This window comes from Actinomadura formosensis NBRC 14204 (assembly GCF_001552155.1).
GTDB lineage: Bacteria > Actinomycetota > Actinomycetes > Streptosporangiales > Streptosporangiaceae > Spirillospora > Spirillospora formosensis.
The window spans coordinates 1-551 of record NZ_BCQQ01000329.1; the positions used below are offsets into that span (position 1 = coordinate 1).

The window sequence follows — 551 nt, forward strand, 5'->3', positions numbered from 1 at the left end:
GGCGCCACCGGACGCCGTCCGGTGAGCGGACCGACGGCTGGTGGGGACGGCTCGCCCGCAGCGTCATGCGCCGTCCGGTGATCTACGCGGTGACGACGGTGGCACTGCTCGCCGCGCTCGGCGGCCCATTCCTGCACATCAACTGGGGCGGCGTCGACGCCAGGGTCCTGCCGGCCGGCACCGGCGCCAGGGCCGTCGCAGAGACACTGGAGACGCAGTTCCCCCGCAACGCCACCAGCCCGATCGAGGCCGTGGTGACCGGGGCATCCGACCGGGCCGCGGTCCAGGCGTACAGGGGCCGTCTGGACGCCGTGCCCGGGGTGACCGGCACGGCGGTGACCGGCGCCAAGGGCGCCACGACGCGGATCGCGCTCCGCTACGACGCGCACCCCGACTCCGGCGCCGCACGCGACCTCGTCAAGCGGGTCCGGGACGTCCCGCCGCCGGCCGGCGCGCACGTCCACGTCGGGGGCATGACCGCCGAGGTCGTCGACCAGCTCGGCAGCATCGGCGCGACCCTGCCCTGGCTGGCGGTCCTGGTGGGCGGGGTG

Annotated in this window: 1 pseudogene; it reads left to right on the top strand. The window is 76.4% G+C overall.

The annotated features are described in order from the left end of the window. A pseudogene (locus tag AF1_RS35585) lies at positions 1–551 on the top strand (MMPL family transporter); the annotation flags it as partial.